Annotated in this window: 24 protein-coding genes; 17 read left to right on the top strand and 7 right to left on the bottom strand. The window is 41.1% G+C overall.

The genetic code is table 11. The annotated features are described in order from the left end of the window. Positions 1–120 precede the first annotated feature (120 nt). The 4 genes from AC4CU3_RS00980 (at position 121) to AC4CU3_RS00965 (ending at position 6367) form a co-directional block, all read left to right on the top strand. The gene (locus AC4CU3_RS00980; RefSeq protein WP_335998194.1) at positions 121–2085 is read left to right on the top strand and encodes a hypothetical protein; all 1965 of its coding nucleotides are present in this window, start codon (positions 121–123) and stop codon (positions 2083–2085) included. A 128-nt stretch (positions 2086–2213) separates the two neighbouring features. Next, a complete protein-coding gene (locus AC4CU3_RS00975; protein ID WP_178927914.1) occupies positions 2214–3929 on the top strand; it encodes an AAA family ATPase in 1716 nt (571 codons plus the stop codon). 101 nt (positions 3930–4030) lie between these two features. Beyond that, complete coding sequence (locus AC4CU3_RS00970) at positions 4031–5014, top strand: ion transporter (protein ID WP_279043788.1); 984 nt, start codon at positions 4031–4033, stop codon at positions 5012–5014. Between the two features lie 262 nt (positions 5015–5276). After that, a protein-coding gene (locus tag AC4CU3_RS00965) for an IS4-like element ISAba33 family transposase (RefSeq protein WP_155115347.1) occupies positions 5277–6367 on the top strand; the annotation gives its coding sequence in 2 pieces (ribosomal slippage) (positions 5277–5817 and positions 5817–6367; 1092 coding nt in all). Positions 6368–6415: 48 nt separating this feature from the next. Here the strand turns inward: AC4CU3_RS00965 and AC4CU3_RS00960 are convergent. Further along, positions 6416–7636, bottom strand: coding sequence for an MFS transporter (locus tag AC4CU3_RS00960; RefSeq protein WP_490737926.1), 1221 nt, complete (start codon positions 7634–7636; stop codon positions 6416–6418). Positions 7637–7883: 247 nt separating this feature from the next. Further along, positions 7884–8342: a DUF441 domain-containing protein gene (locus tag AC4CU3_RS00955; protein WP_062032888.1), complete on the bottom strand. Its 459-nt coding sequence runs from the start codon at positions 8340–8342 to the stop codon at positions 7884–7886. A 134-nt stretch (positions 8343–8476) separates the two neighbouring features. Here AC4CU3_RS00955 and AC4CU3_RS00950 point away from each other — a divergent pair, with 134 nt between their 5' ends. Then, on the top strand, positions 8477–9211 hold the full coding sequence (locus AC4CU3_RS00950) for a pseudouridine synthase (protein WP_490737925.1): 735 nt from the start codon (positions 8477–8479) through the stop codon (positions 9209–9211). A gap of 10 nt (positions 9212–9221) precedes the next feature. Here the strand turns inward: AC4CU3_RS00950 and AC4CU3_RS00945 are convergent, their stop codons facing one another. The 3 genes from AC4CU3_RS00945 to AC4CU3_RS00935 all read right to left on the bottom strand — a co-directional run bounded on the left by AC4CU3_RS00945 (position 9222) and on the right by AC4CU3_RS00935 (position 11118). Beyond that, positions 9222–9662 (bottom strand): GNAT family N-acetyltransferase, encoded by a 441-nt coding sequence (locus AC4CU3_RS00945; protein WP_151836481.1) that lies wholly within the window; start codon positions 9660–9662, stop codon positions 9222–9224. A 93-nt stretch (positions 9663–9755) separates the two neighbouring features. After that, on the bottom strand, positions 9756–10091 hold the full coding sequence (locus tag AC4CU3_RS00940; RefSeq protein ID WP_004984882.1) for a type II toxin-antitoxin system RelB/DinJ family antitoxin: 336 nt from the start codon (positions 10089–10091) through the stop codon (positions 9756–9758). A gap of 112 nt (positions 10092–10203) precedes the next feature. Further along, complete coding sequence (locus AC4CU3_RS00935) at positions 10204–11118, bottom strand: pseudouridine synthase (protein ID WP_490737924.1); 915 nt, start codon at positions 11116–11118, stop codon at positions 10204–10206. Positions 11119–11239: 121 nt separating this feature from the next. Between AC4CU3_RS00935 and tsaE the strand changes: the two genes are divergently transcribed. From tsaE to hfq, 4 genes are all read left to right on the top strand, one after another. After that, positions 11240–11716 (top strand): tRNA (adenosine(37)-N6)-threonylcarbamoyltransferase complex ATPase subunit type 1 TsaE, encoded by a 477-nt coding sequence (gene tsaE, locus AC4CU3_RS00930; protein WP_490737923.1) that lies wholly within the window; start codon positions 11240–11242, stop codon positions 11714–11716. Next, positions 11709–13649: a DNA mismatch repair endonuclease MutL gene (mutL, locus tag AC4CU3_RS00925; protein WP_490737922.1), complete on the top strand. Its 1941-nt coding sequence runs from the start codon at positions 11709–11711 to the stop codon at positions 13647–13649. The genes tsaE and mutL overlap by 8 nt, the downstream gene beginning before the upstream one ends. Positions 13650–13655: 6 nt before the next feature. Beyond that, on the top strand, positions 13656–14600 hold the full coding sequence (gene miaA, locus AC4CU3_RS00920; RefSeq protein ID WP_335998209.1) for a tRNA (adenosine(37)-N6)-dimethylallyltransferase MiaA: 945 nt from the start codon (positions 13656–13658) through the stop codon (positions 14598–14600). 93 nt (positions 14601–14693) lie between these two features. After that, entirely contained in the window at positions 14694–15209 is a 516-nt protein-coding gene (gene hfq / locus AC4CU3_RS00915; RefSeq protein WP_004984873.1) for an RNA chaperone Hfq, read from the top strand. 112 nt (positions 15210–15321) lie between these two features. Here hfq and AC4CU3_RS00910 read toward each other — a convergent pair whose 3' ends face one another. Both AC4CU3_RS00910 and AC4CU3_RS00905 read right to left on the bottom strand, forming a co-directional pair. After that, positions 15322–16626, bottom strand: a complete 1305-nt coding sequence (locus AC4CU3_RS00910; protein ID WP_004696818.1) for a peptidylprolyl isomerase — start codon at positions 16624–16626, stop codon at positions 15322–15324. Beyond that, on the bottom strand, positions 16626–19085 hold the full coding sequence (locus tag AC4CU3_RS00905; protein ID WP_490737921.1) for an LPS-assembly protein LptD: 2460 nt from the start codon (positions 19083–19085) through the stop codon (positions 16626–16628). Before AC4CU3_RS00905 ends, AC4CU3_RS00910 begins: the two co-directional genes overlap by 1 nt. Before the next feature lie 121 nt (positions 19086–19206). Between AC4CU3_RS00905 and AC4CU3_RS00900 the strand changes: the two genes are divergently transcribed. From AC4CU3_RS00900 to msbA, 8 genes are all read left to right on the top strand, one after another. Next, a complete protein-coding gene (locus AC4CU3_RS00900) occupies positions 19207–20223 on the top strand; it encodes an aminoglycoside phosphotransferase family protein (protein WP_078425015.1) in 1017 nt (338 codons plus the stop codon). After that, a complete protein-coding gene (gene murU / locus AC4CU3_RS00895; RefSeq protein WP_078425016.1) occupies positions 20220–20909 on the top strand; it encodes an N-acetylmuramate alpha-1-phosphate uridylyltransferase MurU in 690 nt (229 codons plus the stop codon). The genes AC4CU3_RS00900 and murU overlap by 4 nt, the downstream gene beginning before the upstream one ends. A gap of 84 nt (positions 20910–20993) precedes the next feature. After that, positions 20994–21626: a 16S rRNA (guanine(527)-N(7))-methyltransferase RsmG gene (gene rsmG, locus AC4CU3_RS00890; RefSeq protein WP_279735810.1), complete on the top strand. Its 633-nt coding sequence runs from the start codon at positions 20994–20996 to the stop codon at positions 21624–21626. 25 nt (positions 21627–21651) lie between these two features. Next, positions 21652–22434: a ParA family protein gene (locus tag AC4CU3_RS00885; RefSeq protein WP_004696827.1), complete on the top strand. Its 783-nt coding sequence runs from the start codon at positions 21652–21654 to the stop codon at positions 22432–22434. After that, positions 22431–23318 carry a ParB/RepB/Spo0J family partition protein gene (locus AC4CU3_RS00880; protein ID WP_004696828.1) on the top strand — a complete coding sequence of 296 codons (888 nt, stop codon included), beginning with the start codon at positions 22431–22433 and terminating at the stop codon, positions 23316–23318. The genes AC4CU3_RS00885 and AC4CU3_RS00880 overlap by 4 nt, the downstream gene beginning before the upstream one ends. A gap of 36 nt (positions 23319–23354) precedes the next feature. Further along, the gene (locus AC4CU3_RS00875; protein WP_004696831.1) at positions 23355–24008 is read left to right on the top strand and encodes a MotA/TolQ/ExbB proton channel family protein; all 654 of its coding nucleotides are present in this window, start codon (positions 23355–23357) and stop codon (positions 24006–24008) included. Between the two features lie 8 nt (positions 24009–24016). Further along, entirely contained in the window at positions 24017–24439 is a 423-nt protein-coding gene (locus AC4CU3_RS00870; protein ID WP_004696832.1) for an ExbD/TolR family protein, read from the top strand. After that, positions 24439–26166, top strand: coding sequence for a lipid A export permease/ATP-binding protein MsbA (gene msbA, locus AC4CU3_RS00865; RefSeq protein ID WP_114836896.1), 1728 nt, complete (start codon positions 24439–24441; stop codon positions 26164–26166). The genes AC4CU3_RS00870 and msbA overlap by 1 nt, the downstream gene beginning before the upstream one ends. The last annotated feature ends 3 nt before the right edge of the window (positions 26167–26169 follow it).

The following is a 26169-nucleotide window of genomic DNA, read 5'->3' as shown; positions in this document are numbered from 1 at the left end:
GGAGAAATGGCTTCACCGAACAGAATGGCTATCGATAAAAGGCATAGCCTGTGGTTCAGGATTTGTTTATATTGGTTTTGAAGTTGTGGTGAAAATAGCCAAGTTCAAAGAGGGCCAGCCGTGGAGCAAAATGATAAGCTTAAGCAATATCAAAGTCTTGCTATACAGTTAAGACAAGTTTTTCCGAGTATTCAGCAGCTTTATCACGAGCAATTCGCTTTTCTTTCCACACTCAATGTGCAAAACGTTTTAAGTGTCGACGTAAAAACACAACGGATCCAAATTTTAAATCATTGTTTTCATATTCAGTTTTATGCGCCAGCTGAACAGGCGGAGCTGTGTGTCCCGCAGTTTATTTATCAAGGACACTATGCAGAAGCGCTCGAAGAATTTTGTTTACACGACATTGTGTTTTTAGTGGGTGATCAGTCCCCACAACATTCTTTGTATTTGCGCAATAAAGTTAAACAGCTGCGTCAGCTGATTCTTCAACAAGTGTTTGTTTTGTTCGATGGACCGAGTCGCGTGCACATGATTTTGCCTGAAATACGGGAAACACAATCAGAACTCTTTCAACAGTTATGCCAGCAAGTTGAATTCAATACAGCTGATCCAGCTTCTGAGCGAAGTTTGCTGGCCGAGTTGCAGCGCTTATGCAACTTAGATGTAGATCAGGCGGAAGATATTTTACCGCTACAGTCTTTGATGAGTAGTTATGACGAGCTGTGTTGTAGTGCTAGTCAACTCTTAGATCCGTATGTTTATCGCATTGTACAAACGGCATTTCCTGAACGGTTTTCTTTACAAGAGTTGGTGGATCATACGCATGACATTCACTTGTTATATCCGCATGCTAAAGAGCAGCCCAATATGCTTGGCTTTGTGCGGCTTATGCATCGAGATTTTTGGACATCGCGTGATTTGTTGGCAAAGCGGCATTTTTTAAAAACTGAGACCAAGACATGGCAAAAGAAGGTCGCCAAGCTCCCGATTTTTGATGAAAGCCGTACCGTAAATTGGTTATTCAAACAAAAAGCGGTGGTGACAGACTGGGTTAGTCAAAATATTCAGCACAGTAGTATACGCGTTGCCGTAACGGCTTTAAGTTATCTCGATACTCAGTCTTATCATCCTGAGATTATTGTCACGACTTTAAAGTACTTCCAACATGTTGCGGCTCGCTTATTTATACAAAGTTGCTATGAGTATGCCTTACAACAGCACTGGTTTGAGCTGGAGGCCAACCAGCATGTGGTCTTAAAAAATAGACGCCAAGATATGGATGATCAGCGGATAGCGATCAGCCCGTCTATTTTGTATTTAGATGAATGGCTCGAACTGCTGCGCCGTGTGGTCGAACAACAGCCCGAATGGGGGAAACGGGTCTACACAAAATTAAGTCGTGTAATGCAGGCCTATATTCAGCATCTAGATAAAATTGCGCAGAAACTTCCTGAAGACTTAGTGGTTTATTTTAGCGAAGACAAGCAACAACACCGTGATTTTTATCTTCAGTTAAAGCAACATAAATTGCATATTGAAAGCTTTAGACAGTCGTTTTATTTAAATCGGCCTCCTTTACGAGTTTCGGTGTTTGATGCTTATGTGCGCGATTATTTGCCTGAACATTTTGAGACGCAAAAGGAGGTTTTAAAAAATGTCACATGGAAGAGCCTATTTCATCAGGCTGTGCAGTGGCATGATCAGTTGCATAGCCAAGAGTTACTTGCGGAACTGAAACGAAAGCTTGGTTATGTCTCATGGCAACCGATCAGCCATGAAGCTTATTATTTTATTGAGAGTTGGGTGTTTGAGGAGCTTAAAGATATTGATCGCATCATTGCTGAGTCACGTCGCTTTCAACATTGCTTAGCAGCCAGTTTTGCTGAGCGAATCATTGTACGTGAATATGCTGCATTTCATATGAGTCATACCGACGCACAGCGGCATTTGACGCTCGGTTGTCACTATATTGCAGGACAACTGTTATTTGATCAGCTTGAATATCCAAATAACCAAAAAGCACTACCCGATGATGTTGTCGTCGCTGAACAATTCATTGCCATGCTGAATCAAACCCAATAACCCAGCTCTTAAAAATTAAACAACAATGGACCTAATTTGTCGCACATCATTTACTGTGTGACGAGATCTGCTTAACTTTTTAGCAAAAACTCGGTAGGCTATAGCCGTTCATTAATGGTATAGGTCTTATGAAGCAAGAAACTGCACTCAAACTCTTAAAAGCGGGCGAAAATGTCTTTTTAACCGGTTCCGCTGGTGCAGGAAAAACCTATACGCTGAACCAATACATTAACTATTTAAAAGCTCGTAAAGTGCCTGTGGCGATTACAGCTTCTACAGGTATTGCCGCAACGCATATGAATGGGATGACAATTCATACTTGGGCTGGCATTGGAATTAAAGATGCGTTGGGGGAAGATGAACTCAAACGCATGAAAGAACGTAAATACTTAAAAGAGCATTTAGAAAATGCCCAAGTCTTAATCATCGATGAAATTTCGATGTTACATGCTAAGCAACTCAATTTGGTCAATAAAGTCCTTAAGTTCTTTAAAGAAAGTGAAGAGCCGTTTGGCGGGATTCAAGTGATTGTTGCCGGTGATTTCTTCCAGTTACCGCCAGTCGGTAAAAATGAAGAACGCAATCGCGATAAATTCTGTTTTATGTCTGATGCTTGGGTGGAAGCCAAGTTTCGTGTGTGCTATTTGACCGAGCAGCACCGTCAGGGCAATGATTATCTCAATGATATTCTAAATGCTATTCGCAGTCAGAGTATTAACTCTGAGCACTTGCAGGCTTTACAAGCCACACGTCAGCAAGATATTGGGGAAATCTTTACACGTTTATATACGCATAATATGGATGTGGACACCATCAATTTCAAACATTTGAATGAAATTGAAAATGAAGGTCGCCAGTTTGAAGCGGTGTGTGATGGCAATGACAAGCTTATTGAAACCTTAAAGTCTTCTGTGCGTGCACCTGAAAACCTAACCCTCAAGAAAAATGCCAAAGTGATGTTTGTAAAGAACAACTTCGATGTGGGCTATATCAACGGTAGCTTAGGCGAAGTAGTGGGCTTTGAAGAAGATGATGACTTTGGGATCTTGCCGAAGGTCAAACTGACTGATGGTACGGTACTGGTGGTTGAGCCTGAAACTTGGTCAGTGGACAATGATGCAGGCAAAACCATTGCCAGTTTTCAGCAAATTCCATTGCGTTTGGCATGGGCTATCACTATTCACAAGTCACAAGGGATGACTTTAGCGGCAGCAGAAATTAATCTTAGTCATACTTTTGAAAAAGGACAGGGCTATGTGGCTTTGTCGCGCTTAAAGACTTTGGAAGGTTTAAGGTTGTTAGGTTTTAATGAACAAGCGTTGGAGTTAGATAGTCTTGCCATTAAGGCAGACCGCCGCTTCCAAGAACTGTCCGATGAAGCCGAAACACATTTTGAGGCCATTGATCTTGAACCACAGCACAAGGCCTTTATTCGTCACTGCGGTGGAACGCTCAATGAAATTGAGATTGAACGTAATGAAAAGAAAATTGCCCGTAATGCAGGTAAAGCCAACTATGCTTCTGCAACACTCGATGAAACACGTGAGTTGTTTGAAGGTGGTTATGAAATTGCAGATATCGCACAAGAGCGCGGTTTAACGGCAGCAACCATTATCAACCATTTGGCAAAGTTGCATAAAGAGCAGGGCTTGGATATTTCCGTGGCACATCCTGGAGAAGAAGTAGTTGAGCAAGTGCGGAAAATTTATAAACGCTTAATGAAGCGTCAGCAAACAGAACACTTTAGCGAAGATGGTGTGATCAAGCTTCGTCCTATTGTGGAACTGACCAATCCACGTATGGGCTATGACCAAGTTCGCTTAGCACTGTTATATATTGAATAACATCTTAAAACTAGGGCATTTCGTGCAGAAATTTCTTACTTACTTTGCTGTTAAGTTCGGTTAAACTGAATTTTAAGGGATAAGAATAACTTAGAATCGTAATGAAATTGACAGCTTGGTACATGTTACGCAAATTTGTTTATAACAATTTACATAATGAAGACTATGAGACACCCTTAAGCCGAGGGCTGAACTATTTCCTCATTGTACTGATTATGAGTAATGCTGCTGCTGTGCTGTTGGAGTCGGTACAGAAGTACTATGTGTTGTATCAAGACTTTTTTTATTATTTTGAAATCTTCTCGATCATCGTTTTTACGATTGAATATCTCTTACGTTTTTGGTCAGTTGCTGAAGCTAATAGTTTTGAGTCGGATTGGAAAAACCGCCTAAATTGGGTCAAAAGTGGTGGAGCGATTATCGACCTTTTGGCTATTCTACCTGCGTATTTAAACTTCTTTGTTCAGTTCGACTTACGATTCTTAAGAATTGTTCGTTTGCTTCGACTTCTCAAGCTCACCCGCTACTTTGTGTCTCTACAAATTTTATTACGTGTCATTGAGCGCGAAAAAGGCTCATTTCAAGCGGTTATTTTCATCTTAATGATTATGATCATTATGGCGGCTGCAGGGGTGTATTTGATTGAAAGTCAGGCACAACCTGAAGTTTTCAGCTCCATTCCAGCTTCAATGTGGTGGGCCGTAGTTACACTGACCACCGTGGGTTATGGCGATGTGACACCTATTACGCCGTTAGGACGTTTTCTTGGTGCGATTATTACCATTTTAGGGGTAGGTTTGGCCGCGTTGCCTGCCGGTATTTTGGCGAATGGTTTAGCCAATGAACTGGAGCAACGTAAAGAAAAACTTGAACTTAGATTTCGAGAATTAATCCAAAATAGCGATATTGATTTTGTCTTAGAGACAGAAAAAATTGAAGAAGTTCGTAAAGAAGTTGGGCTGACCAAAGAGCAAACAGACGATATTATTTTACAGCTCATTCGTGAACAAAAAGAAGAATCTTTAAGGCAAGAGCGTGAGCAATATGCCTATTGTCCACACTGCGGGAAGAAACTACCTGAATGATTATGCCAGTCAGTTCAGGAGTTTCGTATTTAACTTCTTAATGCGGATGACGTTATCGCGTATCGAATAAAACCTAGAATTTAAAAAAATGCCAGTAAGATTCTTAACGGCTTGATATTAATCTAAATGATGGATTGTAAAAGCGTGCATAACAATACGATTGAATTTTTATGCACGCTTATTGTTTTTATCTTTGTACACGACAAAAAAAGATAACTCATTGAAATAATGGCATAATACTTGTTTTCTGAAGACGAATATGATGACACATTTCAATGAGTTATATCTCATCTTAAACAAATATCTAAAGTGGAACAAGTCACATGCAAAATGTTTTACACTGATTATGCTTGCATTAATTGTAAAACAGACATGTAATCTTTCTTCTGCATCTAAAGCCTTACCCATCAAGTGCTTACCACAATCATTTTATCGACGTATACAACGCTTCTTTGCAGGTCAGTATTTCGATTATCGTCAAATTTCTCAGTTAATTTTCAATATATTTTCATTTGATAAAGTCCAATTAACTTTGGATAGAACTAATTGGAAATGGGGAAAACGAGATATCAATATCTTGATGTTAGCCATCGTCTATCGTGGAATAGCGATACCTATTGTTTGGACATTGCTCAATAAACGTGGAAATTCAGATACAAAAGAGCGTATTGCTTTGATTCAACGCTTTATCTCCATTTTTGGTAAAGATCGTATTGTGAATGTGTTTGCAGACAGAGAATTTATCGGTGAGAAATGGTTTACATGGTTAATTGAAAATGACATTAACTTCTGTATACGTGTTAAAAAAACTTTATTGTGACCAATCACTTAGCCAAGAATCATAAAATTAGTGATTTATTTCGTCATCTTCAAGTTGGTCAAACTGAATGTCGTAAACGACGTATTTGGGTTGGTCGAGTGAAACTGTATATTAGTGCGCTACGATTAGAAGATGGAGAACTTTTACTTGTTGTTTCTCCTATGTTTAATGCTTCTGCTATTCGTGATTATGCATTACGCTGGGAAATCGAAACGTTATTTAGTTGTCTCAAAGGACGTGGATTCAATCTTGAAAATACTCGTTTAACAGACCCTAGACGAGTCAAGAAATTGATAGCAGTGCTAGCTATGGGTTTCTGTTGGTGCTATTTAACAGGTGAATGGCAACATGATCGGAAAAAAGCGATAAAAATAAAGAAGCATGGACGACTTTCAGTAAGTTTATTTCGCTACGGTTTGGACTATGTTCAAATGGCTATTCTACGTTTGATTGGTTTTGGAAAAAAAGAAGAATTTAAGAAAGTGCTAGCAATTTTAAGAAAGAAAAAGCCTGATAGGACAAGGGTCCTATGAAATTTGTCGTGTACAGAGTGTTTTTATATAAAAGTCATTTATAGGGGGTTAACAAGTCTGGTTTGCATCATTTTTACATGCGGATATCGACTTTTTCTCATGCTGAAAAGCCAACAATAAAATCATCAGCCCACCCAAACTTAGTAAAACTCCGACCCAGATTGGAGCTAACCAACCAAAACCTTGGCTAATTAACCAGCCGCCCAGGAAGGCACCAAAAGCATTGGCAATATTAAATGCAGAGTGATTCAGTGAAGCTGCTAAGCCTTGTGCATTACCAGCGACATCCATTAAGCGGGTTTGTAGTAAAGGCCCCAAGCCTGCAATACTGAAGCTGACCAAGAAGAGTGCAATAAAAGCAGTGGCAAGGTGATCCATAGACAGGGCACAAAGTACATAAGAGCAGGCATTGGAAACTAAGACCCAAATAATCGCCTTGTTTAAGTTTTTATCGGCAAAGTGTCCTGCGACGACACCACCAATGACCAACCCGAGCCCAATACATGCCAGTGCAAATGGAATGACTTGAATGCTGGCATGGGTATATTCAGTCAAAATAGGCGATACATAACTATAGACAGAAAACAGCCCACCAAATCCAATTGCACCGACAGCAAGTGTGAGCCACATTTGTGTATTTTTAAGTCCACGCAGTTCATTTTGAATGCTGGCTGTGTGATCCAGTTGCATTTTGGGTAGGCCAAAACAAATTGCGACCACGGTTAAAAATGCGATAGATGCAGAAAACTCAAAACCTGCCCGCCAACCATACAGCTGACCCAGCCATGTCGCAAAAGGCACACCAATCACGGTCGCGACATTCAGCCCCATCATGAGCATGGCGATTGCCGAAGCACGTTTTTGTTTTCCTGCAAATTCTGCAACCACCAAAGCGGCAATACCAAAGTAAGCGCCGTGAGGGAAACCTGCAATAAAACGTGATATCAGCATAGACTCATAGCTGTTTGCGAGAGCTGTACTGGCATTGGCGATACCATAAAATAGCATGAGACCAATTAAGAGCGTTTTACGCGGAACCTTTGCGGCCAAAATGGCAATCACAGGTGCGCCAATAGTCACACCTAAAGCATAGGCACTAATAAAATGCCCTGTGACAGGAATGCTGAGATTGAAACTTTGTGAGATCTCTTGGATGAGTCCCATCGCAACGAATTCAGTCGTACCAATACAAAAACCACCGAGTGCTAATGTCAAAATAATGACAGATAAGTGGCTTGTGGGAGAGATGCTATTTTCTTGAGAGGACATAAATAGAGGAGAAAATGAAAAGTATTATACGTTCTTTATCACATGAAAATTTGGTTGTTCGAAAAAGTTATAAGTGAACTAAGCAAGCGTAATATTCATATGAACTCTGAAGGTTCTGCACGATGAATATTTATTCATAGCGCTATATTGAGTGGACATTCTATAAAAAGAAGTCAAATTTAAAGGCAGCAAATACAGATTAATTCGACCTAGCTTGAGAATTTGGATTTTTTTTGTATTCGCTAGGCTAGGGCTGTCCTGTACCAATGATTAGGGTAAGTAAACCAGCCGCAATGAGTGGGCCGACTGGAACGCCACGTAGTAAAGCCACTCCTGCAACGGTTCCGACCAGCAAGCCTGCAACAACATCGGGTTGGTTTGACATCAGTTTTACGCCGCGCCCACCTAGCCATGCTACCAAAACGCCAATAGCGATAGCAAGTAACGATTTGATACTTAAAAAAGATTTAAAAATACTTTCACCGCTAATTCTACCACTTGCAATAGGCACTAAAACTGCAATGGTTAAAATGATGATCCCGATATTCAATCCATGTTGTTGGATGAGTGGGAAGTATTCACTCAGTGGTGTCATCCGCAAAATAATGAGTACTGCCGCAGCAATGGTTACTGCAGAATTGTGACTAAAAATACCGCAAGCCAGTAGGATCAGGAGGACGATCAGGTTCAAATCTAAGTTCGGCATAGAGGGAGACTGGTCAAAAAAACATGTGCATTGTAACGTTTTTTTAGCCACTCTGCCGAATGAGCTGAGTCCTTTGATTGATGTTCCTGTATTTAAGTATAAAATGAGCCTTTATTTAAAAATGTGGTGTGCTGATGCTGTTGGAAAAAATGTTGCAGTCGCAAGGATTTGGTTCGCGAAAGCATTGCCAACAGTTGATTAAAAATGCAGCCATTGAAATTGATGGGCAGATCATTACTGACCCTAAACATAAACTCAAATTGGATGCTTTGAACTACAAGGTACATGGGAAGAGCTTTGAATACCGCGAAAAAGTCTATATCGCCTTAAATAAACCTCAAGGCTATGAATGTTCACATCAGGCGACGCATCATTTTAGTGTTTTTGATTTGTTTGACGATGTGCTCTTGAATCGTGGTATTCAATGTGTAGGTCGTCTAGATCAAGACACCACAGGTTTATTGTTACTCACCGATGATGGTCAGTTTTTACAAGCGCTGACACACCCTAAAAAGCATGTGGCAAAAGTGTATCGGATGCAAACGGCCGACCCTGTTACAGATGAACAAGTCCAACAGCTGGAGCAAGGGGTGGAGCTGCGAAATGAAAAAGGGAGTTTTGCTGCAACAGATGTAAAACGCTTAGCCGAATGCGAACTGCAAATGACTGTGCATCAGGGGGTATATCATCAAGTGAAACGTATGCTTGCGGCAGTGGGGAATAAAGTTGAGAGCTTGCATCGTCAGCAAATTGGAGCGCTCGACTTAACGGGGATACCAGATTTAGCCGAGGGACGTTGGATCTATTTAAATGCTGAACAAGTGGCTTTAGCCAAGGCACGCAATGATCTTGAGAGTGAAGGTCTTTAGACGCTGAATACTATAGAAAGCAATGATAGGTCTTAAACTCATTATCCGCTACAAAGCCCATGGCTTCATATAAGCTGTGGGATTGATAATTATTCTTTTGCGTTTCAAGCGTAATACGAATGGCTTTTTCGTGTCGCGCAAACAAAATCGCGGTATCGATCAATTGTTTTGCTGAGCCATGGCGACGATGCGGTGGAGAAACATAAACATCATCTAAAATATAATAAGTTGCACAGGCCACAGAAGAGAAACCTAAATACAGCAGCACAAAACCAGTAATCACATCGTCTTTGACATGAATGAAGATGACGCTTTGTTCGTTTTCAAGGCGAAGTTTAAGGAACTTTTGGGAAAGTGTTAAGTTGGAAGATGCACCATAAAATTGGCGATATTCATCAAATAATACAGCAAGTTTTTCTAAGTCTTCTAAAGTGGCACGTCTAACGATCATGTATTACTCCATGCTGTATTTATAGTGTTTACATGAAGCATACCTAAGTTTTGAAAGGGATATTTCTAAAATTTGTTTAGAAATGCAACACTGTTAAGTTTTGTCACTTTCTCCCAAGATTGCAGCTAATTCCTCAAAAAGATCAATATGTTCATCATCTGCAAATAAATCATTGGTTGCAGTTGAGTCTGCACTGGTGATGTGTTCAACCGCTTTTTGTTCTTGCTTGAGTTTACGTAGCTTAATCAGTTGTTCAATATTGATGTTCTGGTTTTCGATTGAGAAAGGGATGGATTTGGTTAAAACCACTTGTTTGAAGAATAAACGAACGGCTTGCGCAGGCGTAATTCCCAGTTGTTTAAACACTGCAAAAGCTTGTTTCTTTTCTTGGGAATCGAGTCGAATTTGATAGACTTCTGTTTTTCTCATGATTTTTTAAATAATTTTAACGACTTAAGGGTAGAAGTTATTTTAATCAATTCCATTGTAATTTCAATATTCATACAATGGAATTTTAAATTATTTTGTAATGACAAGCAGATTACAATGTCAATTCAAGATTGGAGCTAAACTGCATAAGCTGTTGAGTTATTGGGTCTTTAAATGAAAGATGCTTGGCTAAGAGCTGTAAAGGCTGACTAAAATCATCGTCGGCTTTATGTACAACTTTAGGATAGAACGGATCATTTTTAATCGGCAGGCCTAAGAAATTGAGGTGTACACGGAGTTGATGTTGCTTGCCTGTCTCGGGTTTAAGCTCATATTTTGCCCATGTTGCATCATGCTCTAGAAGCAAGATCTCGGTTTCACTGTTCGGTGCTTTGTCTAGGACTTGCATGGTATAGAACGGTTCACCTTTTTGCATATGTAGTTTTACTATGCGTGGAAAGTTGAGTTCACGGTTAAACGGTGCAATCGCATGGTAGGTTTTTTGAACCTGTCGATCTGCAAACATTTGCTGATACAGCCCTCGACTGTGAATACATTTGGAAAACATCACTAAGCCAGCGGTTTCACGGTCAAGGCGGTGGATGGGCGTTAAATGCTCAATACCTGTTTGTTTTTTCAGGCGCACCAATAGGGTTTGTTGGACATATTGCCCCGTTGGACTGATGGTCAAAAAGTGCGGTTTATCCACCACTAATAAATGATCGTTTTCAAATAAAATGTCATGCTGAAATGGCACTTCAATTTCGTGCGCTAAAAAACGGTAATAAAACACATGCTGATTTTCAAGATATGCCGAATCTGTATGGAGGATATTACCTACAGCATCATAGACCAAATCATCATGAAAGCGTTGCTGCCACTCAGTTGCTTCAATATGCGGAAATTGGTCAGATAAATAAGCCAATACGGTGTGTGGTGCGGGCGTCATTTTAGGCAGAAACACTTTACTTGCGCTCACGCCATTGAGCATGGGAGGGCAAAATTCAGCAGGTTTTATGTTGAACATGATGTGCAGGCAATATCTAATCGGTTGGTGCAGTTAAATACGAGATTTCAAGCTTGTGGCTTGGGCATTTTGTGAGTCCAGTGCTATCATAATTGTTCTTTTGTCACTTGTCGTGAGTATTATGCAGTATTCATTTAATTTAACGCTCAATAATGAACAAGATACCCAAAATTTAGCGCAAATTTTGGCACAGCATTTTACGACGGGTGTAGTGTATTTAATTGGGGATTTGGGGGCAGGTAAAACTACGCTAACACGCCATTATTTACAGCATTTAGGCCATCAAGGTTCCGTGAAAAGCCCAACTTATACCTTAGTTGAGCCGTATCAAGTTCAAGGGCGTGATATTTTCCATTTTGACTTGTATCGTTTAAACGATCCGTATGAGCTGGAGTTAATGGGTATCCGTGACTATTTGGAAACGCCCAATGCATTGTTTTTGTTTGAATGGCCGTCTAAAGGGGGCGATGAGATCCCTGAGGCAGACTTAATTATTGATATTCAAAAATCTGAAGATGAACTGACACGGTCTGCTACCTTAAGTTTTCATTCAGTAGAATTATTACAAGCTTTAGAGAGCCAATTAAACAATGCGTGATGATTTAAAGATACGCCGTATTCATACCTTGAATCCTGCTTTAGCCAACCAAATTGCAGCAGGTGAAGTCATTGAGCGTCCAGCGTCTGTGGTCAAAGAGTTACTTGAAAACTCGATTGATGCAGGTGCGACAGAGCTGATTATTCGGGTAGAGCAAGGCGGCAGTACTTTAATTGAAATCATGGACAATGGTCGAGGGATTCACGCTGAAGATCTCCCTTTGGCGGTGATGCGCCATGCGACCAGTAAAATCCAAACCGCTGAAGATTTACATGCAATTGTCAGTTTAGGCTTTCGTGGAGAGGCTTTGGCTTCTATTGCAGCGGTTTCGCGTTTAACCTTGACCAGTAGTCAAGCGGATGATGGTATTGGCTATCAAGTTGAAGTCAATGGAACTGCATTTGACCATCAAGAGATTCAGGCGGTAGCTGCACCTAAAGGGACGCATATTCGGGTACAAGATTTATTTTTTAATGTGCCTGCGCGTCGAAAATTTCTCAAAAAGCCTGGCACTGAGTTTGGTCATATTGAGGAAATCGTTCGACGTTTAGCGCTGACGCATTTCGATATTCGTTTTGTGCTTGAACATAATCAAAGCATCAAACTAAACTTGCCGATTGCAGATAGTGGTGAGCTACGTTTTCAGCGCGTACAGCAGTTGCTAGGGCGCGCATTTACTGAAAATGCTTATTGGATGGATGCAGATAGCATCAACATGCGTTTAACAGGTTGGTTGGGACATCCCTCTGATGCGCGGGCTCAGGCTGACTTGCAGTATGTTTATGTGAATGGTCGAATTGTTAAAGATAAAACCATCTCTCATGCGCTGCGTATGGCTTATGATGGTATTTTGCATGGACATCAGCATGCGGGATATTTGCTTTTTCTGGAAGTCGACCCTGAAAATATTGATGTCAATGTACATCCGACTAAACATGAAATTCGCTTTTTAAATCAACGTGAAGTACATGAATTTGTACGTCACTATGCTAAAGATACTTTATCGCAGTTTCAAACGGCAACCGCAGATTTATCTGATGCCATGAAGGTTGCAGAAAATCAAGCTTCGATGCCTGTGCAGCCTCGCTATCAAGAGCCTTTGCAGTTGCATCGTCATGTTGAGTCTGCACAAACTGGTGAGCAAGCTCCATCGGATGTGCTTACTGACTTTAGTTCAAATCAACCGCAAGGCGTCCATTATTCGGCGCAACCTTCACGCTATCAGGGCTCACAACAGCTCAATAATGCTTTGCAAAGCTATTTAGCACCTCTACGTGATACATCATCTGCTGTTGATCAAGCTCAGCCTTTGGCTGATTTTACAGTGCAAAGCCCTAAAGTCGACGAACATCCATTGGGAATTGCAATTGCACAATTGCATGGTATTTATGTGCTGGCTCAAAATACAGAAGGGCTGATTATTGTTGATATGCATGCAGCGCATGAGCGTATTCTGCTACAGCAAATGAAGTCAGCATGGGATAAACCAGAGTTTTGGACTTCTCAGCAGTTACTTATTCCCAAAGTGATTAATATCACGCGAATGCAAGCGACACGAGTGGAAGAGCTCAAAGATCAATTGGCGCGTTTAGGTCTTGAAATTGATCAATATGGCGATGAGCAGGTGATTGTTCGTGGTGTGCCTGCGATTTTACATAAAGCCAATTTTGAGGCGCTGGTACCTGAATTACTGAACGATTTGGATCCAAATGATGAAGCGCAGGGCTTACTGCAAAAGCGTGATCAAATTCTAGCGGGTATGGCCTGTCATGGTGCTGTTCGCGCCCATCGCATTTTGGGTCTTTCTGAAATGAATGCTTTGCTTCGTCAAATGGAACAAACTGAATTTGCCAGCCAATGTAACCATGGTCGCCCAACTTGGCGTGCGTTTCCATTGGCTCAACTAGATAAGCTTTTTGCTCGAGGAGAGTAGTTGTACATGTCAACACAATTGCCGGTCATCAATTTAATGGGGCCAACTGCAAGTGGTAAAACTGCTTTGGCATGTCAGCTCTATGAGCAAGGGAATTTTGAACTGATATCTGTAGATTCAGCATTGGTCTTTAAGGATATGGATATTGGTACAGCAAAGCCGACCAAAGAAGAGTTACTGCAATATCCACATCACCTTATCGATATTATTAGCCCATTAGAAGTCTACTCGGCTGCAAACTTTGTTGAAGATGCATGTGGTCTAATTGATGATATGCATGCACGAGGTAAAACCCCGATTTTGGTGGGTGGAACTATGCTCTATTTCAAGGCACTTTTAGAAGGTCTTTCAAGCAATTTACCGAGCGCAGATTATGCTGTTCGTGCTGAAATAGAAGCTAAAGGTGAAAGTGAGGGTTGGTCTGCGGTCTATGCTGAATTATGTAGTGTGGATCCACTGGCGGGCGAAAAATTTAAAGTGAGTGATAAACAACGTATTATTCGGGCTTTAGAAGTTTACAAATTGACAGGGCAGCCTATTACTAAACTTCAAGCTGAACAACCTAAAAACGTGCCTTATCGCTATAATTTTCATAATTATGCTTTGATGCCAGACCGTGCCGAATTGCACCAAAGAATTGCACAACGATTGAAAATTATGTGGGACATCGGATTTTTGAATGAAGTGGAAGAACTTATGAAAAAATACGATTTAGATGAAAATTTACCCTCTATGCGCTCAGTTGGGTATCGACAAGCACTCGAATTTTTACAGAAAGGAGATAAAACTGTCGAAAAACAACGTGAAATGGAGGATAAATCACTTTTTGCGACACGACAACTTGCCAAACGTCAATACACTTGGTTAAGATCTTTGCAAGAGGCACATAAATTTACAACGTATTCTACTATCACGCAGGCACAAGAAGACTTGCGAAACTGCTACGGATAAAGCAAAATTTAGCTACTATCTTTTTTATAATTTTTAATTGAAAAATAAAGATAGTTTTTTGCGCTGATTTTTAAATTTTTTTGGAGTTATAACATGTCTAAAGGTCAAACTTTGCAAGATCCGTTCTTAAATTCTCTCCGTAAAGAACGTATTCCTGTCTCTATCTTCCTTGTAAACGGTATTAAGTTACAAGGTCATATTGAATCGTTCGACCAATATGTTGTTTTATTAAAAAATACAGTAAGCCAAATGGTTTACAAGCATGCAATTTCTACAGTTGTTCCTGCACGTAATCCACGTCCTGCTGGTGCACCTGCTGGTGCTGGTCAACAAGGTAGCTTTGGCGGTCAACAAGGCGGCTTTGGCGGTCAACAAGGCGGCTTCGGCGGTCAACAAGGCGGCTTCGGTGGTCAACAAGGCGGCTTTGGTGGTCAACAAGGTGGCTTCGGTGGTCAAGGTGGCTTCGGTGGTCAAGGTGGTTTCGGTGGTCAAGGTGGCTTCGGTAGTCAAGGTGGCTTCGGTGGTCAAGGTGGCTTCAGTGGCCAATCGACTGGTTTTGATGGCGAATCAAAATTTGAAGACACTCAAGATGACGAAAATAATCGTTAATTGATTGTTAAAAAAGCCTCTCACATGAGAGGCTTTTTTTATGCCAAATTTTTAGTTTTCGTCCAAGCGAAAAAAGACCAGCATGAATGCTGGTCTTTTTATGTGTTCAAACTTATGACTTGTTGTTCTTACGGTCTAAGTTAGGATCTTTAATTTCGACATAAGCTCTGTTGCGTGTTTCGCGTAACCAGCTATCAAGCTCTGCATCAAATTGACGCTCACCTAAAATTTGACGTGCCATACGTTCTTGGTATTCAGCAGTCATGTCTTGTTGACGTGTTTCAGTCACTTGAAGAATATGCCAGCCAAACTGAGTTTGAAAAGGTTTACTGGTTTGACCTACCGGTGTATTTTTCATGGTTTCTTCAAACTGAGGAACCATCACACCTGGGCTGACCCAACCCAAACTCCCGCCATCACGTGCTGAACCTGTGTCATTGGAGTAGGTGGAAGCCAAAACGGCAAAGTCTTCACCTTTTTGTACGCGGTTATACAAGCTTTCGATCATTTGTTTAGCATTTTCAGGGCTAACCACTTCAGACGGTTGGATCAAAATATGGCGTGCTTTGTATTGAGGTACAATCGCTTTTTGCTCAGCCCCTTTGCGTTCAACTAATTTTAAAAGATGTACACCATCTCGTACTGTAATTAAATCTGTGGTTTGTCCCACTTGGAGTGGACTCACACGTGCTGCAAGCTCGCTAGGGATGTCAGAAAGTGCTCTAAAGCCCATATCTGCACCTTCAACTTTGGTGCCAGCAGTACTGAACTTTTTAGCAATTGCAGCGACATCGTTGTCGTTTGCTAGTACCGTTTTAACTTGCTTAGCCACAGCGTCAGCATTGTCACCTGAAACACGCACATGTAGCACATGCACTTGGTTACCGAGTGCTGCTTGACCTTGTGGGGTATTTAAGAAGTTTTTAACGTCTTGGTCTGAAATTTGGATACGAGAGGTAACGATTTGCTGGCGCAAACGATTGATGGCTAAATCTTCAGCAACGCGACTACGCAAAGAAGCATAAGTTCCTGGTGCCATTTTATCGAGCTTTTGTTGGAATGCTTCTAGGCTTGTGCTACCAGATTGTTTTGCAACATTTAAAACCGCTTCATTCAAGCTTTTTTCATCAGGTTGAATGTTGTAACGCTTCACTTGTTCAAGCTGAGTCTGACGAATAATCAGTTGCTCTAATGCTTGTTGTGCCAAATATTGCTCTGGTGGGACTTGTTTCTTTTGGCTCTCAAGTTGATGTTTGAGCTCAGCCATGCTTGCTTCTAAGTCACTCTTCAAAATGACACTGTTATCGACTACAGCAACAACTTCATCCGACGCATGTACAAAAGTTGGAATAGCGGTTGCGAGAGCTAAAGCCAAAGCACTCGCTTTAAAAAATTGTTTGAACTGTTTTGTCTTCATTAACGGTCTGTCCAAGTCTGATTAATATTGTTAAAGCCTAGAATACGATTTTCTAGTAAGGATGAAAGTTTACTGTTGAGTCCGCCTAAGCCTTTAAGTGTAATTTCGGCCATAATTGCACGTTTAGGTTCTACACCTGCAGCATTGACGTCATCCAAGTCGTTATAGTACTCGCGACCATAAACGGAGATCCCCCAACAGCAAGACTCGTAATTGACACCAAGGAGGTATTCACGAGCGACATTGTTGTCTAAGTCATATTGAGCGTGGCCCATAATACGCCAGTTGTTATGGATTGGTTGTACAAAAGATGCAACCACTTGGTCGTAATGTTCTTGACGGTCTGCAATTTCTTTACGGTAGAAATAACCAACGTTATAGAGGTTGCCTTTATCGCCCGTAAAGTAAAGTTGTAAGTCGCGTTGCGCATTATCACCATTTTCCATCCATGCTGAGTTTGCACCGAGGGTAAAGTTTTGTGAGAGCTGGCTAGATACGCTGACAATCGGACCAGAGTGATTTTCTCTGTCAAAGACGTCTGCTGTTTGGTCAAGCGTTACGCGGCGGTCTTCGAAATAATAGCTTTGGCCTACACTGGCTTTTAAGCGCTCTAGACCCACCGTATCAAATAAGCTATAGCTTAAGCCCAGTGACAAGAAGTTATTGTCTTCTAGACGGTCATGGCCATAGAAGCGATTTGCACTAAATAACTGATCATAGTTGATCGATGCTGTTGCAGAGTCAAAGTTTGGTGCGCCATCTTGATTTTTATAGGGTGCGTAGGCATAGAACATGCGTGGGCTTAACGTCTGTAAGAAAGTGCCTTCTTTTTCAAAAGTTAAACCTGCATCAAAAGTCACCTGTGGCACAACATAAGATTTGTCATTCGATGAGCGGTTGGTGTTGTCAAACTCATTGATGGTATCTTGATCGTAGAATGTGTTTACATTGCGAATAGATACTTCAGGAATGGCGAAAGCCCACGGTGTACGGTAGTTATAGCGTACAGAAAAGTCATTATAGACACGGGTGCCGCTTGGTTCAAAGCTATCGTTGGTATCGCCGTCGATAGTCCCAAAGTCCTTTTTAAAGTAAGCCGTATCGTTGTTGAACTCGTATTCTAAGCCCAGTGCATTACCCGCTTTATAGTTGAGTAAGAACTGTGGTAAACGCGCATACGGACGGTCAACGTAGGGTGTGGTTTCGTCTAGTGTTTGGAAGTCTTCAACTTTTAGTTGGGCTTTTAGACCAGGAATTCCATTCTTATAGTTTAACTCCCACGCACGACGCAGGTTTAAGTCTGTCTTAGTGTTTGGGTTATTGCTTAAGTCAGTAAAGTAGTCTTTGTCTGACGCATAGTTATATTCAAGGTTGGTTGAGAACTGTTCATTGATTTGCCAGTTATGTAAAAAGTGCAAATCTTTACGGTCTTCATCGTCATATTTTCGGTCAGAAGCTAAGTAACCCCCCCAAATTTGACCTGAACCAAAGTTTTCGGTTAGATAGCGGAACTCACCCTCAAACATTGGGCCGCGGTCGCTGATATAGCGTGGCGTAACAGTCGCGTCGTAGTTAGGTGCTAAGTTGAGATAAACAGGTACTGCAAGCTCTACACCACCATCATTGGTGAAGCCAAAACTTGGTGTCAAAATACCGGTAGTACGACGGTCATCAATCGGGAAGTTGAAATAAGGAACTGCGAGAACGGGTACATCTTTAACATAAAGTTTTGTGCCGCGTGTTTCACCACGGCCAGTTTCTTGATTTAACTTAATTTCGTCTGCTTGGATTTTCCATGTTGGCGATTGCTCTGGTGGGCAGGTGCTATAAGTTGCATTTTTTAGCGTGGTGGTCGTTTGTGACTCACGTAGGATTTGTTCAGCCCGCCCATGCGCATGTTGTTCTTCTGAAATATAGAAACTGTTTTTCAGATCGCCTTGTTGAGTTTTTAGGTTGTAATTGATTTGGTCGCTTTGCGCTAATAAACCACTTTGCGCCATTTGCACGCGTCCTTCAGCATTGGCAAAAGTCTGAGTCTGGTCAATGGTGATTTTATCGGCACGAATTTGACGACCTTCTTGATCAATCAGGACATTACCTTCAAGAACAGAGTCACCTTGTGGGTTGTAGTGACCATAGTCCGCTGTAATGGTAGATGTCGCATTGGCTGCGTCAGCAGCTTTGGTTTCAGGGCTTACAGGGGTTAACCATGTGCCTTGGCAATACGCGGAGCTTAAGTAACGACCTTGGCGCTGTTGAGCTTCAGGAGATGACTTATCAACGTAGTATTGTTCGAAAAACTTTTGCCCAGGATAGCTTTCTTGTAGTGCTTGTTTTAGCGATTGTTGTTCGTCTGAAATAGACGTGGTTGGTGTTGCAGCATAGCTTGTGATTGAGCTACCACAAAGAAGGGTAAATATCGCAGTCGCTAAAGGATTAAATTTAAACTGATGCTTCATGTGTCTCATTTACCAAGTATGCTTAAAACGCAATTAATTATTGTCGCATCATAGAGAAAAAGTTGATAAGTGGCTACACTTAGCACTTTAAAAACTCAGCCTGTATTAGAATTTATCGCAAATGAATACACAACGTGAACAATTGATACAAACATGGATTTCATCTGTACTTGGTTCAGATCAATTTGAAATTAACTTTTTAGCAGGCGATGCAAGTTTCCGTCGTTATGCACGAATCAAGTTGAATAATAAAACATTTATGCTGATGGATGCACCACCAGAAAAAGAAGATTGTGTGCCTTTTGTGACGATTGATGAATTTTTTGATACGAACGGTGTTCGTGTACCACATATTGTGGCGAAAGATTTGGAGCAAGGCTTCTTATTGCTTGAGGATTTTGGCGATGTGCTACTGTCTACACAGCTCGATGATAAGACTGTCGATGCGCATTATGAGCAAAGTTTTAAGCAGTTGATTCAATTGCAATCTATTGATGGTGAAGGTCATTTCCCGGCTTATTCTTATGAAAAGTTAATCACTGAAATGTCGCTATTGACAGATTGGTTATTGCCAAGTTTACAGATTCAACCCACTGATGATGAGTCTGCGCTGATTAAACGTACATTTGCAATTTTAGCCAATGCTGCTTTGGCTCAACCTCAAGTGATTGTACATCGTGATTTCCATAGTCGTAATCTCATGCTTTTGGCAGATGAGCAAGAGCAGGGGGTGATTGACTTTCAGGATGCTGTGATTGGTGCAGATACTTATGATCTGATCTCAATTACACGTGATGCGTATGTGCAATGGAATCCTGAGCGCGTTTATCGTTGGTTTAAAGTGTTTTATGACTTGTTACCTGCATCGGCAAAAGAAGGTCGTGACTTTGAACAATTTAAACAAGATGCTGACTTGATGGCGATTCAACGTCATATCAAGATTCTGGGTATTTTTGTGCGTTTATTTGAACGTGACGGAAAATCAGGTTATTTGAAAGATTTACCACGTGTGATGTGGTATTTACTTGAAGAAAGCAAACCTTATGCAGAACTACAACCTTTCATGCAATTTATTTGCGATAAAGTGATGCCGAAATTTGAAGCAAAATATGGCAAATACGAGGTTGTTGCAGCATGAAAGCAATGATTTTGGCAGCGGGGCTTGGCAACCGCATGCGTCCTTTAACACTCTATAAACCGAAACCTCTGCTTGAAGTGGGTGGCAAACCACTGATCGTTTGGCATATTGAAAAACTCAAGCAAATTGGGGTCACAGAAATTGTGATTAATTCTGCATGGTTGGCCGATGTGTTGATTGGTGCACTTGGCGATGGTTCGCAGTTTGGAGTGACTATTCGTTGGACGCGTGAAGAAGAAGGGCTTGAAACAGCGGGTGGTATTATTAATGCTCTACCACTGTTGGGGACAGAACCGTTTATTTTAGTGAATGGCGATGTTTGGACCACTTTTGATTTTGCATCATTGCTCAATGTCGATTTGGGAGAAGATTTTGCGCATCTGATATTTGTAACCAATCCGACACAACATCCCAAAGGCGACTTTATCTTAAATCAAGGGCGTGCTTATACCTTTGAACAAGAGCAGTCAGGTGAAGCACTGACTTATAGTGGTGTTGCGGTTATTCACCCACAGATGTTTAAGGGTTTAGAAGCAGGTAAGCGTCCACTGGCTCCATTGCTAAAAGAAGCGATGTCTGCTGGAAAAGTTTCTGCCGGGAAAATGCAAGCCGCATGGGTGGATGTTGGCACACCTGAGCGATTAAGTGATCTAGATCTACAGATTCGTCAAGGTATGTACGTTTAAGTGCATAATCACTAAGCGTTAGCTACTGTTCCACGGCTGAGAAATCGGTATACTTCAGTTTAATTTTATTGAGATGTCTTCTTTATGCATCCATTTTTTCAAGACTTAAAGCAAGGTAGTCAAAAGCTTGGCTTAGATTTGAGTGAAGAAGCATTAAATTTATTGCTGAAGTATCAAGACGCACTTGTGCTGTGGAACAAAGCTTACAATTTAACAGCGATTCGCGATCCTAAAGAAATGCTGGTGAAGCATTTATTAGATAGTTTAAGTATTTTAAAAGATTTGCCGAAAGGTCGTTTGCTAGATATTGGTACAGGCGGTGGTATGCCGGGCATGATTATTGCTCTATGCCAACCTGAGCGCCAATGTGTTTTGCTCGATTCCAATGGTAAAAAAATTCGTTTTTTAAAACAGTTTATCGCAGACTTAAAATTAACCAATGTAATTGCAGTTCAAACGCGTGTTGAGAATGAAGATAGCATCCATGATTTGGGTCAGTTTGATGTGATTACTAGTCGTGCATTTGCCTCTTTAACCGATTTTATCAATGCATCGAAGCCTTATATGCACCAAGACAGCATTATTGGGTCTATGAAAGGCTTGATTCCGCATGAAGAAGTTGAAGCGTTCAAAAACGAATTTAGTTGTGACATTATTGCGTTAAAAGTTCCACGTTTGGACGAACAACGACACTTACTTTTATTAAAACGTATCTAAAAAAATTCAAAGGATTAGGCGGGTCATGGCACAAATTATTGCGATTGCGAACCAAAAAGGTGGTGTAGGTAAAACCACAACCGCAGTAAATTTGGCTGCATCTTTAGCAGTACTTAAAAAGCGTGTTTTATTGGTTGATATGGACTCGCAAGGCAATGCGACCATGGGGTCTGGCATTCAAAAAAATGACTTACTGTATTCAGTGACCGATGTTTTACTGGGTGAAGTACCTATAGAAACTGCAATTACCAAGGCGGAAGTGGGTTATAAGGTCTTGGGTGCAAACCGTGATTTGGCAGGAGTTGAGCTTGCGATTGCTGAACAAGAAGGGCGTGAGTTTATTCTGCGTGATGCGTTGCAAGAAATTGAACAAGCATATGATTACATCATTGTGGACTGTGCGCCAAGTTTAAGCTTGATCACGGTTAATGCACTGGCAGCGGTGGATGGTGTGATGATTCCAATGCAGTGTGAATACTATGCTTTGGAAGGTTTGGCAGATTTAACACAGACCATTGATCGTATTCAACAAGCATTAAATCCTGAGTTAAAAATTATTGGTGTTTTACGCACCATGTATGATGCACGTAATGCACTGACGCGTGATGTGTCTGAAGAATTAGAACAATACTTTGGCAAAAAACTCTATGACACGGTCATTCCACGTAATGTGCGTCTAGCTGAAGCACCTGCGCATGGTTTGCCTGTGATTTATTTTGAAAAAAGCTCGAAGGGCGCAGTTGCTTATTTACATTTAGCAGCTGAAATGATTAAGAAAAGCAAAGTGAAAAAAGGAAGTAACGCATGACCGTTAAAAAACGTGGACTGGCAAAAGGTCGTGGTTTAGATGCCTTACTCGGTTCCATTCAAAAAGAGAAATTACAACTTGAAGCACAAGCTCTTGATCACGGTCAGCTAAAACAAATTGATGTGCATTTATTACAACGTGGTGAATATCAGCCACGTCGTTTTATTAATGAGCAAGACTTACAAGAGTTAGCGGCATCGATTGAAAAACACGGTGTGATGCAGCCGATTGTGATTCGTCCAATTGATAATGAAAAGCACCCCTATGAAATTATTGCGGGTGAGCGTCGTTGGCGTGCGGCCCAACTTGCTGGCTTAACGCAAGTCCCAGCCATTGTTCGTGATTTAACAGACCAAGTTGCAATTGCACTGGCGTTGATTGAGAACATCCAACGTCAAGACCTTAATCCGATTGATCAAGCGATGGCATTACAACGTTTTCATGAAGAGTTTGGTTTAAGTCATCAAGAAATTGCGGATACGGTAGGCAAAGCGCGTACCACAGTAAGTAATTTGCTACGTTTATTAAGTCTAGCTGAGCAAGTTAAAGACTTTATGCAGCAAGGTTTACTAGACATGGGACATGCTCGTGCCATTTTGACTTTGAAAGGGAAAGATCAACTGAAAGTCGCAGAATTGGTGATAGAGAAAAGCTTATCTGTTCGCCAAACTGAACAATATGTTCGTGATCTCAATGCGCCTAAACAAGAAAAATCCAAAACGGAAATTGCACCAGATCTTCAACAATTGACACAGCGCTTAACAGATCGTTTTAGTGCAAATGTCAAAATTGATCATAATAAACAAGGGAAAGGCAAGCTCACGATTCATTATCATTCACTCGACGAGTTGGATGGTATTTTGAATATTTGCTTAGCTGAATAATTTTATTTTCTATTTCTAAATACTTGGGGAAGTGTTATGTGGGAATTGGTAAAAGCAGGTGGGTGGCTTATGCTGCCCCTTGTGCTCTGTTCGATCTTTACTGTTGCGATTAGCTTAGAGCGTTTTATTCGCTTGAAGAAAACTACTATTTTACCGAAAGATTTGCTATTAAACCCAGCGCAAAGCGTACAAATGGTTTTGCCTAAACTTAAACAAAATCAGGATTTACAGGCAACGACATTGGGTCGTATTTTGGAAGCTGGTTACCAAAGTAAGGCACAAGGTGAACAGTTTGCACGTGCACAGATGGAAGCAACAGCCTCTCAGGAAATTGGTTATCTTGAAAAAAACATCAATTTTTTGGGAACATTGAGTGCTGTCGCGCCTCTTTTAGGATTATTGGGAACGGTACTTGGGATTATCGAGTCATTTTTAATGATTGATATTGGGAATAGTAGTAATCCAACACTGATGATTCCGGGGATTTCTAAAGCACTGATTACAACTGCGGCAGGAATGTTCATTGCGATTCCCGCATTATTTGCTTATCGTTATTTTCAGCGGTTAGTTCAAGAGTATGTTGCTGAATTAGAACAGCAATCGACTTTATTTCATGCGGCTTTATTTTATAAGCAAACAGAAACTGTGCTTGAAAACCATGATGATGTTGTTGTGAAGCAAGCGAGCTAAGGTGAAGTATGAAATTCAAACGTTCACAAGTTGAAGATGTTCATATTAACCTTACACCAATGATTGATTGCTTATTATTTATTTTGGTGTTTTTATTGCTGACCACCACCTTCAATCAATTTAGTCGTATGAATTTAACCTTGCCTGATGCGCAAGGTGTTCCACCGAAAACATTTGATCATAAAATCGAAGTGGTGGTAGATTCCACAGGGCATTATTCAATTAATGGTCAGTCTATTGCATCGAAAGATGTTTCAGAATTAAATACCGCAATTAAACAGATTTCCAATGACCGTCGTGATCTAATGTTTGTGATTGCTGCGGATGCAAAAGCAACCCATCAGGATGTGATCCGTGTGATGGATGTGGCAGGTCAGTTGGGATTTGTAAATATCAATATTAGTACCAAAGTGCCTTCTCGAGGTTATTAGTGAAACACGATTTAAAAGTTTATCTACGTCTACTGAGCTATTTAAAACCGTATTGGGGCGTAGCGATTCTTGTGGTGATTGGTTTTGCTATGAATGCGGCGACAGAAGTTTCTGTCGCTAAATTACTTGAAAAAATTATTGAAGCGATTCAACACCGTGATCAAGGTTTTACGACATTGTTCCCAATTTTGGTTGTTGTGGTAATGTTCTTCCGTGGGCTGGGTTTGTTCATGGGCGGCTACTTTACAGCGGTCATTTCCAGAAACTTGGTCTTTAATATTCGCCAAGAAGTCTTTGCCAAATTATTGCGTCTTCCTTCGCAGTATTATCTGGACAATAACAGTGGTCATATCACTGCGAAAATTATGTATAACGTGGAGCAGCTTACAGCCGCATCTACAGAGTCATTAAGAACTATTGTTCAGCAAGGTCTAATCACTCTTGCATTGCTCGGTTACCTTATATATAGCAACTGGCGTTTGACTTTGTGTATTTTGATTTTTGCGCCACTGATTGGGTTGCTTATTCGTAAAGCAGCAAAGCGTATGCGTAAGCTCTCTATTCAAGTCCAAGACACCATGGGGGATGTCAATCACGTGGTACAAGAGACAGTCAATGGTCACTTAGTGGTGAAAGGTTTTGGTGGTCAAGGGTATGAGCAACAACGTTTTAAAGATACCTCATTGGAGAATTTACGACGCGGTTTGAAAATGGTGGTTGTGCAACAGCTCAATAGTCCAATTGTACAGTTGATTATGTCCGTTGCTCTGAGTATTGTGATGTGGATCGCACTACGCCCAGAAATTCTACAAGATACCAGCGCGGGTCAATTTGTGGCGTATATTACTGCAGCAGGTATGTTGAGTCGGCCAATTAAAGCATTGACTGATGTGAATGAAAAAATTCAACGGGGTATGGCGGCAGCACATTCCGTCTTTGAAATTTTAGATTTGCCTGAAGAAAAAAATACTGGGACTTTAACTCCAGTACTGAAAGGTAATATCGACTTTAAAGATGTGAACTTAGTTTATGTGGATGGTTATCAAGCGCTGCATGATTTTAATCTGAGTGTCAAAGAAGGTGAGACGATTGCTTTAGTGGGGCGTTCTGGTGCTGGTAAAACGTCTCTGGTGAATTTACTGGTGCGTTTTCAAGATACGACCTCGGGTCAAATCCTCTTTGATGGTATTGATATTCACGATATTGAAATCAATAGTCTGCGTACCCAAGTGGCAATGGTCAATCAGCAAGTGGTTTTATTTAACCGCACTGTGCGTGACAATATTGCCTATGGGCAGCTTGAAAATGCCTCTGATGAAGAGGTAATTGCAGCGGCAAAAGCAGCTTATGCACATGACTTTATTATGGCTTTACCACAAGGCTACAACACCAAGTTGGGGGCACAAGGTCTCAATTTATCAGGCGGTCAACGCCAACGTATAGCCATTGCTCGTGCGATTTTGAAAAATGCGCCTGTGCTGATATTAGATGAAGCTACCAGCGCGCTTGATAATGAATCAGAGTACTTTATCCAGCGTGCTTTCGATGCTGCAATGCGAGATCGTACCACGATCGTAATTGCACATCGTCTATCTACCATTGAGAATGCAGACCGCATTGTGGTGATGGATAAAGGGCGTATAGTAGAGCAAGGTACACATGCTGAACTTATTGCAAAGCAGGGTGCTTATTATCAACTCCATCAGCGTAATTTTGAGGAAAACTAAGTC

This window comes from Acinetobacter sp. 802_lipA, assembly GCF_058242885.1.
Note: the sequence above shows the minus strand (reverse complement) of the source record. Positions and strands in the feature narration are given on the sequence as shown.

What these genes read in the sequence shown, in the direction of transcription:
- AC4CU3_RS00935 (WP_490737924.1), bottom strand. Translation starts at nt 11,118, where the DNA reads ATGTTCAACATAAAACCTGCTGAATTTTGCCCTCCCATGCTCAATGGC.
- AC4CU3_RS00885 (WP_004696827.1), top strand. Translation starts at nt 21,652, where the DNA reads ATGGCACAAATTATTGCGATTGCGAACCAAAAAGGTGGTGTAGGTAAA.
- AC4CU3_RS00900 (WP_078425015.1), top strand. Translation starts at nt 19,207, where the DNA reads ATGAATACACAACGTGAACAATTGATACAAACATGGATTTCATCTGTA.
- AC4CU3_RS00940 (WP_004984882.1), bottom strand. Translation starts at nt 10,091, where the DNA reads ATGAGAAAAACAGAAGTCTATCAAATTCGACTCGATTCCCAAGAAAAG.
- mutL (WP_490737922.1), top strand. Translation starts at nt 11,709, where the DNA reads ATGCGTGATGATTTAAAGATACGCCGTATTCATACCTTGAATCCTGCT.
- AC4CU3_RS00970 (WP_279043788.1), top strand. Translation starts at nt 4,031, where the DNA reads ATGAAATTGACAGCTTGGTACATGTTACGCAAATTTGTTTATAACAAT.
- hfq (WP_004984873.1), top strand. Translation starts at nt 14,694, where the DNA reads ATGTCTAAAGGTCAAACTTTGCAAGATCCGTTCTTAAATTCTCTCCGT.
- rsmG (WP_279735810.1), top strand. Translation starts at nt 20,994, where the DNA reads ATGCATCCATTTTTTCAAGACTTAAAGCAAGGTAGTCAAAAGCTTGGC.
- AC4CU3_RS00945 (WP_151836481.1), bottom strand. Translation starts at nt 9,662, where the DNA reads ATGATCGTTAGACGTGCCACTTTAGAAGACTTAGAAAAACTTGCTGTA.
- AC4CU3_RS00880 (WP_004696828.1), top strand. Translation starts at nt 22,431, where the DNA reads ATGACCGTTAAAAAACGTGGACTGGCAAAAGGTCGTGGTTTAGATGCC.
- AC4CU3_RS00960 (WP_490737926.1), bottom strand. Translation starts at nt 7,636, where the DNA reads ATGTCCTCTCAAGAAAATAGCATCTCTCCCACAAGCCACTTATCTGTC.
- AC4CU3_RS00910 (WP_004696818.1), bottom strand. Translation starts at nt 16,626, where the DNA reads ATGAAGACAAAACAGTTCAAACAATTTTTTAAAGCGAGTGCTTTGGCT.
- AC4CU3_RS00975 (WP_178927914.1), top strand. Translation starts at nt 2,214, where the DNA reads ATGAAGCAAGAAACTGCACTCAAACTCTTAAAAGCGGGCGAAAATGTC.
- tsaE (WP_490737923.1), top strand. Translation starts at nt 11,240, where the DNA reads ATGCAGTATTCATTTAATTTAACGCTCAATAATGAACAAGATACCCAA.
- miaA (WP_335998209.1), top strand. Translation starts at nt 13,656, where the DNA reads ATGTCAACACAATTGCCGGTCATCAATTTAATGGGGCCAACTGCAAGT.
- AC4CU3_RS00870 (WP_004696832.1), top strand. Translation starts at nt 24,017, where the DNA reads ATGAAATTCAAACGTTCACAAGTTGAAGATGTTCATATTAACCTTACA.
- murU (WP_078425016.1), top strand. Translation starts at nt 20,220, where the DNA reads ATGAAAGCAATGATTTTGGCAGCGGGGCTTGGCAACCGCATGCGTCCT.
- AC4CU3_RS00950 (WP_490737925.1), top strand. Translation starts at nt 8,477, where the DNA reads ATGCTGTTGGAAAAAATGTTGCAGTCGCAAGGATTTGGTTCGCGAAAG.
- AC4CU3_RS00955 (WP_062032888.1), bottom strand. Translation starts at nt 8,342, where the DNA reads ATGCCGAACTTAGATTTGAACCTGATCGTCCTCCTGATCCTACTGGCT.
- AC4CU3_RS00905 (WP_490737921.1), bottom strand. Translation starts at nt 19,085, where the DNA reads ATGAAGCATCAGTTTAAATTTAATCCTTTAGCGACTGCGATATTTACC.
- AC4CU3_RS00875 (WP_004696831.1), top strand. Translation starts at nt 23,355, where the DNA reads ATGTGGGAATTGGTAAAAGCAGGTGGGTGGCTTATGCTGCCCCTTGTG.